Origin of the sequence: Streptomyces sp. NPDC048415 (genome assembly GCF_040651675.1) — a bacterium.
GTDB lineage: Bacteria > Actinomycetota > Actinomycetes > Streptomycetales > Streptomycetaceae > Streptomyces.
Genome location: NZ_JBEZKJ010000052.1, coordinates 50260 through 58362, shown reverse-complemented (window position 1 = coordinate 58362; position 8103 = coordinate 50260). Strand labels below are relative to the sequence as shown.

At 68.8% G+C, this 8103-nt stretch carries 9 protein-coding genes and 2 pseudogenes; 4 read left to right on the top strand and 7 right to left on the bottom strand.

Going from position 1 to position 8103, the window contains the following annotated elements:
• Positions 1–58: 58 nt before the first annotated feature.
• The 4 genes and pseudogenes from AB0D27_RS28780 to AB0D27_RS28765 all read right to left on the bottom strand — a co-directional run.
• Positions 59–193, bottom strand: a pseudogene (locus AB0D27_RS28780) (cytochrome c oxidase subunit II); the annotation flags it as partial.
• 137 nt (positions 194–330) lie between these two features.
• Complete coding sequence (locus AB0D27_RS28775) at positions 331–615, bottom strand: transposase (RefSeq protein ID WP_362514644.1); 285 nt, start codon at positions 613–615, stop codon at positions 331–333.
• 14 nt (positions 616–629) lie between these two features.
• Complete coding sequence (locus AB0D27_RS28770; RefSeq protein ID WP_362514641.1) at positions 630–866, bottom strand: hypothetical protein; 237 nt, start codon at positions 864–866, stop codon at positions 630–632.
• Positions 863–1396, bottom strand: a complete 534-nt coding sequence (locus AB0D27_RS28765; protein ID WP_362514640.1) for a winged helix-turn-helix domain-containing protein — start codon at positions 1394–1396, stop codon at positions 863–865. Before AB0D27_RS28765 ends, AB0D27_RS28770 begins: the two co-directional genes overlap by 4 nt.
• Positions 1397–1521: 125 nt before the next feature.
• Here AB0D27_RS28765 and AB0D27_RS28760 point away from each other — a divergent pair, with 125 nt between their 5' ends.
• Positions 1522–1797, top strand: coding sequence for a hypothetical protein (locus tag AB0D27_RS28760; protein WP_362514637.1), 276 nt, complete (start codon positions 1522–1524; stop codon positions 1795–1797).
• Between the two features lie 8 nt (positions 1798–1805).
• On the opposite strand, the pseudogene AB0D27_RS28755 reads toward AB0D27_RS28760, so the two are convergent.
• A pseudogene (locus AB0D27_RS28755) lies at positions 1806–2590 on the bottom strand (transposase); the annotation flags it as partial.
• A 320-nt stretch (positions 2591–2910) separates the two neighbouring features.
• Between AB0D27_RS28755 and AB0D27_RS28750 the strand changes: the two are divergent.
• Positions 2911–3888 carry an L-threonylcarbamoyladenylate synthase gene (locus AB0D27_RS28750; protein ID WP_362514635.1) on the top strand — a complete coding sequence of 326 codons (978 nt, stop codon included), beginning with the start codon at positions 2911–2913 and terminating at the stop codon, positions 3886–3888.
• Positions 3889–3989: 101 nt separating this feature from the next.
• Here the strand turns inward: AB0D27_RS28750 and AB0D27_RS28745 are convergent, their stop codons facing one another.
• A complete protein-coding gene (locus AB0D27_RS28745) occupies positions 3990–4631 on the bottom strand; it encodes a carbonic anhydrase (protein WP_362514632.1) in 642 nt (213 codons plus the stop codon).
• Positions 4632–5042: 411 nt separating this feature from the next.
• Between AB0D27_RS28745 and AB0D27_RS28740 the strand changes: the two genes are divergently transcribed.
• Positions 5043–5366 (top strand): helix-turn-helix domain-containing protein, encoded by a 324-nt coding sequence (locus tag AB0D27_RS28740; protein ID WP_362514630.1) that lies wholly within the window; start codon positions 5043–5045, stop codon positions 5364–5366.
• A gap of 649 nt (positions 5367–6015) precedes the next feature.
• Here the strand turns inward: AB0D27_RS28740 and AB0D27_RS28735 are convergent.
• On the bottom strand, positions 6016–7713 hold the full coding sequence (locus AB0D27_RS28735) for a pentapeptide repeat-containing protein (RefSeq protein ID WP_362514627.1): 1698 nt from the start codon (positions 7711–7713) through the stop codon (positions 6016–6018).
• 140 nt (positions 7714–7853) lie between these two features.
• On the opposite strand from AB0D27_RS28735, the gene AB0D27_RS28730 reads away from it, so the two are divergent.
• Positions 7854–8099, top strand: coding sequence for a transposase (locus AB0D27_RS28730; RefSeq protein WP_362514625.1), 246 nt, complete (start codon positions 7854–7856; stop codon positions 8097–8099).
• The last annotated feature ends 4 nt before the right edge of the window (positions 8100–8103 follow it).

Here is an 8103-nt window from a genome sequence, read left to right as displayed (position 1 = left end):
AGCTCGTTCTCGTACGAGTCTTCAGCTGCCCCGGCACCCTGAGGTTCGTTGAGGATGCTCACAGGTTGTTCGTCTCCCGGTTCTTCTCGTGGCTCATCTGCGCAATGCCGGCGGAAACGTAACCGGTCCGCCCCTTCTTCACGAGGTCCTTGAGGTGCTGCTGGTACGCCGTTAGGGAGACGACCTTCACGTGGTCGCGTGCAGGCGTTGGCAGCATCCTTCCGCCAGCCGCCACCGAAACGTCCACCCACCTCGCTCATTTGGAGTCGCAGCCTGGTGAACTACGCCCATTCGGCGCACAAGGCACTTACTGACTTCTGCGTTTCAGGGTCAGTTCGGTCTGTCGAGCGCGAGGCCGGTCCCGGCCAGGAAGCCGCCGAGGATGCTGTGCCGGTACTGCAGCGCTTTGAGTCGCCTACGCAGCAGGGTCTCCAGTTCGCTGAGGGTGCGGGTGGCCAGGCTGGCCAGGCTCCGCTTGATGTGCGCCCACAGACCCTCAACGGGGTTGAGGTCGGGCGCGTACCCGGGCAGCAGGACCACTGTCAGCCAGTCCCGCTCGGCAACGAGTGCCTTCATCGTCTTGGAGATGTGGGTGCTCAGCCGGTCCCACACCACGATCAGTGGGGCCTTCAGTAACTGGTGGGCGCCGTCGAGCAGGCGGATGTAGCGCTCTCTCCGAGCGAGCGGCGCTCACCCTTGCGGTCGGTATGCCGGCGCAGCCGGTAGCACAGGCGGGCGGGTAGGCCCGGCCGGTAGCACAGCAGCCCGGCCACCGAGAGCCTTCCCCGGCTCCGCCCGGAGACGCGCACGGTCGGGGTGATGCGGCGCCGGCCCCAGGTGCGGCCCTTGGGCGGCCGGCCGGTCACGCCCGCTTCGTCCTCGAAGCAGATGAACGCGCCGGTCGCCGCCCGGAGGGTTTTACCTCCGGCCAGGTCGCCTCCCGCCATGCGGTGATCGCTTCTTCGTCGCGTTCGGCGGCGGGCCTGGCGGGCATCTGCACGCTGTAGCCCATCCGGTGCAGCAGCTGGGTCACCCCCGAGACGCTGTTGTGGAACTTCCTCCCGATCAGGGTGCGTACCCGGCTGGCGGTCCACACCTGGTCGTCCGTCCAGCCGTGCGCGGCAGGTCCTTCGTCCAGCCAGGCGGCGAGTATGGCCTGCAGGTGGGGGCCAAGTCGGCAGTCGTAGCCCGGGGCCCCCTTGGAACGCAGAGCCTCCCGCCCGCCCACCTTCCAGGCACGGCGCCACTGGTGGCCGGACTCCTCGCTCACCCGTAATTCCCGGGAGATGCACGGGACTTTCGCACCCTCTTCGAAGAGGTCGACGGCCCGCATCCGTACCTCTTCACGGCGCTTGCGCTGCTCGGCGTTCAGCCCGCCCCCATCTGGGTACCGCATGCCTCCGGGGTACCAGCCAAGGCGGACGGCGTCACCAGGTCCGACGAAGCCCCAGACCCTACGACGCCGAAGTCAGTAAAAGTGCGTGACAGTGCCTTGTTGGGACGCTGAGTAGGGTTGTGGCCATGACCAAAGTATGGGGGCGGTGGCCCAAAGCGGACTTGGACAGTGGCGTTGAGGATGCGACGCTGCTCATCCTGGAGTGGCTCGGCGAGCAGGGTGTAGGTGCGATGATCCGGGTCGACGCCGAGCGCATGCGTGAGGGCCGGCCGGCGTGGACTTTCGCCGCCCAGGGTGGGCCGTTCCCCGAGGGGATGCGGGCCGATGGGGCCTCGGTCGCCGAGTGCATGGGCAGGGCACTGCTTCGACCGCGCGAAGCTGGACTGGTTGTTCCCTTCTGAAGGCGCGCTCAAGGTCTGGCCTGGTCACGTTCGGCGATGGTCTCGGGTCGCCTGACCGTTTTGCCCACGTCGTAACGGGTGGCGGGGTGACGGTTCTTCGAGCCGGACGGTCGGCCGGGACCGGGCCGGTTGAGTTTCGGCGCACGGGTCGGGCAGGGCAAGGTCGGGCGGAGGTTCCTGAACCCGCGGCGGACCCGGGCGGGGGGTGAGCCGATCGGGTTCGGCTGGCTTCTCCCAGGGGCGGCGGAGATCCGCGGCCAGTGGCCGGGCGAGGCGGAGTTGGGTGTGGACGGCGAAGACCAGCCAGGTCCACCGGTCCGCCGCCTCGGGGGTGCGGAGCTTCGGGCGGGTCCAGCCCAGCGTCTGTTTGATCATTCTGAATGTGTGATCAGGTCGAATCTGCGCAGGAACGCCTGCCAGCGCAGGTCGACGCCCTCGCCCGACAGGCCGGTGGCCGACGACCACAGCCGGACGGGGAGTGGATCGTGGCCGCCGGACAGGCGGTCGACCTCCAGACGGATCAATGTTCCTTCGATGACGGGGAGTTCACCGGTGTGGTCGATCCAAGGACCTCCACCGGCACTCCTTCCAGGAGATAGGCCGGAGCGTCGTAGCCGGCATCGAAGACGACCAGGATGTCGCGGTCACCCGCGTGCCAACGGCCCATGTCGATAAGGTCCTCGACCACCCGGCGGACCTGGACCGCGGTGACTTCGGCGACGTCGTCGGTCGGCCCCAGCCGCAGCGCGTCCAGGATCTGGCACCACAAGGTCCCCCCCGACTCCAGCACGGATGCCGCCGGGCAGTAGAAACGGACTGGCAGCATCAGCACCTGGAATTCCTGCCCAGCAGCGCGCGTCGGATGCCTCCCTGCTTCGGCGGCTGGAGGCCGCGACGGCCCGCAACCGCCAACTGGAGGCAGAAGTTGGCGAACTGAGGGAGCAACGCGCCCGTGCACTTGGTCGGCAACGGGCCGCCGCGGTCACCTCTACATCGAGAGAAGTGTCACTGGCTGCAGGGGCTCCGAACCAAGGCGACTCGCGAGAAACGCCGCACCGGCCGCAGGGGCCGCGGACGGAATGTGGAGAGTGGAACAGTGAGAGGATTGCGAGGGTGACGGCAAGAACCAGTGACATCGAGATGGCAGCCGGTGCGCTGCGCGCCGGAGGCCTGGTGGCCTTCCCGACCGAAACCGTCTACGGCCTTGGCGCCAACGCCGAGGACTCCGCCGCTGTCGCGCGCCTCTTCCAGGTCAAGGGCCGCCCGCCCTCCCACCCGCTGATCGTCCATATCGGCGGCGCGGAGCACCTGGGCGACTGGGCCGAGGACGTGCCCGCGACGGCGCATCTGTTGGCCGAACGCTTCTGGCCGGGGCCACTGACGCTGGTCCTGCGGCGCGGTCGCCGGGTGCCCCTCGAGGCGACTGGTGGACTGGAGACGGTGGCCGTGCGCGTGCCCGACCACCCCGTCGCACTCGCGCTGCTGTCGGCCTTTGGCGGCGGTGTCGCGGCCCCGTCCGCCAACCGCTTCGGCTCGGTCAGCCCCACCACGGCGGACCACGTCCGTGCAGAGCTTGGTGATGGAGTCGACGTCGTCCTGGACGGCGGCCCCTGCGAGGTCGGCGTCGAGTCGACCATCGTCGACGCCACGGGCGACACCTCGAGCGTCCTTCGGCCCGGCGGGGTGACGCGCGAGGACCTCGAAGCGGTGCTGGGGTGCCCGCTTGCGGTCCACTCGACGAGCCGCGTTCGGGTGCCGGGCCAGCATCCGTCCCACTACGCGCCGCGGGCGCGGGTCGTCCTCGTCGAGCCCGAGAAGGTCGTCGCCGAAGCGGAGCTCGCGCAGGAGCTAGGGAACCAGGTGGGCATCCTTCTTCCTCCCTCCTTCGCCGACGCTCCGGTGAAGGCGCACGCCGTGGTGGCGGTCCCCGGTTCGATGGCCTCCTACGCGCGCGGGCTGTACGGGTTCCTGCGCCAGCTCGACCAGCAGGAGTGCGACCTCATCATCGCGTCCTTGCCGGTGGAGGAGGGACTGGGACTCGCGATCGCCAACCGGCTCCGCCGCGCCGCGGGGCCCCGGCCCTCCCAGTGACCAGCAACGCCCCACGTCAGTGATCACTGTTCCCCACCCGTGGCGCTGGCTCCGTGGGCCATGCGCGGCGTGACGTGGTGCAACGGCTGGCGGAACTCCGGTCACGATGCGGAGTCGGCGGTGACTTCGAGACCGCGGGCTGCTACCACCTGCGCGCTGCCGTCGGCCAGGCGGTAGCGCAGGCCCACGACGGCGGCCTGCCCGGCGCCGACCCGTTCGGCGAGCGCCCGAGAGCGGTCCAATAGCAGGTCAACCGTGTGCCTTATGTGCTCCGCCAGGATCTCGTCGGCCTCCACGCGACCTGCGGCCCGCGCCGCGAGCACGCTGGGCGTCACACGCTCAACGACGTCCCGGATGTACCCAGCCGGCGCCATCCCGTCCTCCAGCGCGGCGCACGCGGCACCCACCGCGCCGCAAGAATCATGGCCGAGGACCACCACCAGCGGGCAGTCCAGCACGTCCACCCCGTACTCGATGCTGCCCAGTACCTCCGCGCCCATCACGTGGCCCGCAGTGCGCACCACGAACAGGTCACCCAGGCCACGATCGAAGATGATCTCTGCGGCCAACCGGGAGTCGGAACACCCGAAGAGCACCGCGAACGGGCGTTGGGCCGGCGCGGTCTCAGCGCGACGCGCGGCGTCCTGGTTCGGGTGCTCCGGGGCACCCGCAACGAACCGCTGGTTACCGGCCAGCAGCATCGCGAAGGCTTCACGGGGAGTCAGCGTCGAGGTGTCAGTCATGGCCGCAGACTACGACCAGGCCCAGGTCACCGCGCCATGAGGGGTGAGCCCCGCCGCTCACCATCGGCAGTCCCAGACGCCGGGCGAGGGCAGCCTCAGCCCGGACCCTCAACGCACGGCGGAGCAAATCACCCCGGTGCAGCTGTACGCGCTGCCCGTTGATCCGCTCCACGGCGGACCTCCTCGCTGGTCAGCCCCCGGCCGACCAACGACCAACGCCCCAGTGAGGGTGCGAGCCCCGCCACCCGAACGTCACACCACCAACGTTCCGAGGGTGGGAAAAACACGTACTTCGGCGTCACACAGCAGTACGCCGACAACAGCAGATCCCGCACAATAGGAGATGTGGATTTCCGGTCTTCCTGACCGCCTCTTCGGCGGGATCAGTCAGGGGAGAGAGGGCTGCTGACCATGGACCGCCCAGACCGGCGATGGACCTTCCTGACCCACCACGCGCGGGTGCTGGTGGCCATCGCGCGTGACCCGAGCACACGGCTGCGGGATATGGCCGCTTCCTGCGAGATCACCGAGCGCGCAGTCCAGGCCGTCGTGGCCGACCTCGTGAAGGCCGGCTACCTGCGCCGGGATCGGGTCGGACGGCGCAACCAGTACACCCCCAGCCTCGACCAGCCGTTCCGCCACCCGGCCGAAGCCGGACTCTGCGTCCGCACCCTCGTGGAACTCGCTGTCGGCCCCGCGGACCGGCACCAGGCCGACACGCAGGTCCCTCAGTAACCCCGCGACGCCGTTCACTCTCGGGTCCGAAAACAGGCACTCACCCGGAACCCGCCACGAGGCCGGGCACCGATCACGCCGGCTTCGATGGCGACCGCCGCCTGACCACGGTTTAGGGCGGATCCGCCCTAAACGTCGAGCCTGTGACCTGCAAAAATGTTCTTGGCCGTGGCCATCTGTCCCGTCGGCCGCCACCGGCAGCCACGCGGCAGCGGCCAGGGGAACCCATGCGAGGTATATGGCTGATTCCCCGTCAATGCGCAAGACACACCGAATCCGGCTGAGGTATCGGTCCCCTGTCGGCGTACACGTGAAGTCCCCAGCTTCGTACGGATGAAAAGGATCTTGCAAGACTTCCGTGACGGGGTGACGGAGCGTCATACCGGTCATGCCAACAGGATGCGTTGGCGGAGGAGCGGGAGGCCGCTGCCGCCGTAGCCCTGGCGTTTGAGGAGCTTGGCCCTGGTGACCTGACCCTCTCACTCGCCCGAGCTCCACGGGCTGGAGAGCCCGGCCGTGACCGCCTTGAAGTCGCCGCGCAGACCATCGGCGAACTACTTGATGTGCGGCACTTGGTCGCCGGTGATGCTGTCGATCCAGTCCGGCAGCCTGACCTCCCGAGGCGCGGCGTGTCCGGCTTTCCGTTCGGCTACCGCTTGACGCGGCCACGGACGGCGAGGATGGCGAGGCCGAGCAGGACCGGCTCCGAGATCCGGGAAACCATCTCGGTGTACGTGCCCGTGGTGGTCAAGTCCTGGCCGCCGCTGCGGAATACCACCGAGTTGATGACCACCCGCAGCGACTTTTCGAAACGGTCGGTCGTCAGCCGTTTCGAGTACGGTGCGTCGGGATTGGCCGGATCAGGCGTCTCGGTTATCAGCGTGATGCTCCGGCCGGCGACCGTGCCAGTGCTCTCGGGCTGCGGATCGCCCTTCGGCAGACCCCACAGCATCATCGCGAGCACGGTGGCGGTGATGGCCGCCAACAGCCAGCCCAACGCGCGGGAGGCTCGCAGCCCGTAGCCGGACACGGCCCAGTACGCGGCGAGCAAGGCACGCTCAGCACGCGGAGCGCTGTGGTCATGGCGGCGCATCTCCATCTCGCCGTAGTAGAAGTCGGCCGCCCCCGGTTCGTCTTTGCCATCCTCGAAGGCCTTGCGCAGCTGCCGGTACACCGGCGCCAGCGCGGCCGGCTCCAACACGGCCTCCCCCGGCGGCGCCGGCGCCCAGCCGTTCGAGTCCCCGCCGTGAGCGGCGCGCCAGTGCTGCTCTTCGGCCAGCGTCCGGCGCGGTGTCCAGCGCGCTGGCCACATCCCGCGCCGCCGCAGCCCGGAAGGGGTGGTGGCCAGCAGACACCGCCCCTCCAGCCGCAGCTGGTCAAGGTGAATGGTCCCGGCGAACAGACAGTCGGTCAGGTCGACATCGGTGAGCACCAGGTGCGCCGCGTCCACGCCTCGCATCGATACGACCCGCGCCGGGAAATCCGGCAGACCGGCCTCGGGCATCTCCTGACCGTCCACGACGAAGGGCCGGGTACGGGCCGCGACGCTCACCGGGTACTCCAGGACTGCGTCACTCAGATCCAGGGCTGTGTGCCGCAGCCGCAGAGCGGCAGCCGAAGCCCACCGTGTCCGCCGGCACCGCAGGTCTCCTGTCGCCGCCTCAATGGTTGCGGCACTGTGGAACACCGCCTCCGACACATCCAGCGTCCCACCGCACACCAGCGGCCCGAGCTGCGCCCTGCCCTCGAACACTGTGCTGTCGAAAATGGCGTTGGCGCTGAACATCGTCCCGGCGAACGAAGCGCTGCCTCCGAACTTCACGGCGGAGAGCCACGCGTCGCCGCGGAACTTGGCGCCGTCGAACCAGGCGTCGCCGCCGACCTGCATCGCGACGAAGTGGGTCTCGCCAGAGACTTCCGCCCCGTAGAACAGGGCGTCTCCGCTGATCTCCACCCGTGAGAAGCCAGCCTCCCCGGTGATCTTCACGTTGACGAACCAGGCATGACCGCTGACCTCGGCGTCGTCGAACCAGACGTCGCCGCCGATCTCCGCTCCGTAGAACCAGACATGGCCGGTGACCTCCGCTTCGCGCAGCGATACGTCACCGCTGATCTTCGAGCCGTCGAAGTGGGCGTCACCGCTGAACTCGGCCCTGTCAAACAGCGCATCTCCAAAGCGGGGCATGTCTGTTGACGGATCAGTGAGGGCGTCGAGCAGCTCCCCCATGAGTTCCTCGGTGAAGGGGGTACCACGATGGTCGACATCGGCGCCGGGCTGCAGCGCAGCCAGGTAGTCGGAGCGGTCGGCGTCGCCGAGGTGGGCCAGACACTCTGCATAGGGTTCCACCCGGCGGCCGCGGCAGTCCACGGCTTGAGCCGACGGATCGGAGCCCTGCCCGCAGCAGGGCCAACCAGGCGAGAGAGTGGGTGGGTTGGCGGTCACGCCCGATAGTACGTCGGCTGCCCGGTAGCCACCTGCCGGGCCGGATGCGGGCGGCTGGCGATCTCGGCGCTCTAGGGTCCGTCTTCAAAGGTCACTGGGTGGTGGATCATGGTGTGGTGATGCGCCGTCATGAAGTCACCGATCAGGAGCGGGAGTTACTCGCTCCGCTGATACCGCGGGCTGCGACGGGCCGACCGCGAGTGTCGGACCGGCAGGTCATCAACGGGATGGTTTACAAGATCGGGACTGGGATCTCCTGGCGTGACCTGCCGGAACGCTACGGCCCATAGCAGA

Excerpts from the sequence above, each read along its gene's own strand:
- AB0D27_RS28765 (WP_362514640.1), bottom strand. The coding sequence starts at position 1,396 with ATGCGGTACCCAGATGGGGGCGGGCTGAACGCCGAGCAGCGCAAGCGC.
- AB0D27_RS28760 (WP_362514637.1), top strand. The coding sequence starts at position 1,522 with ATGACCAAAGTATGGGGGCGGTGGCCCAAAGCGGACTTGGACAGTGGC.
- AB0D27_RS28745 (WP_362514632.1), bottom strand. The coding sequence starts at position 4,631 with ATGACTGACACCTCGACGCTGACTCCCCGTGAAGCCTTCGCGATGCTG.
- AB0D27_RS28740 (WP_362514630.1), top strand. The coding sequence starts at position 5,043 with ATGGACCGCCCAGACCGGCGATGGACCTTCCTGACCCACCACGCGCGG.
- AB0D27_RS28730 (WP_362514625.1), top strand. The coding sequence starts at position 7,854 with ATGCGGGCGGCTGGCGATCTCGGCGCTCTAGGGTCCGTCTTCAAAGGT.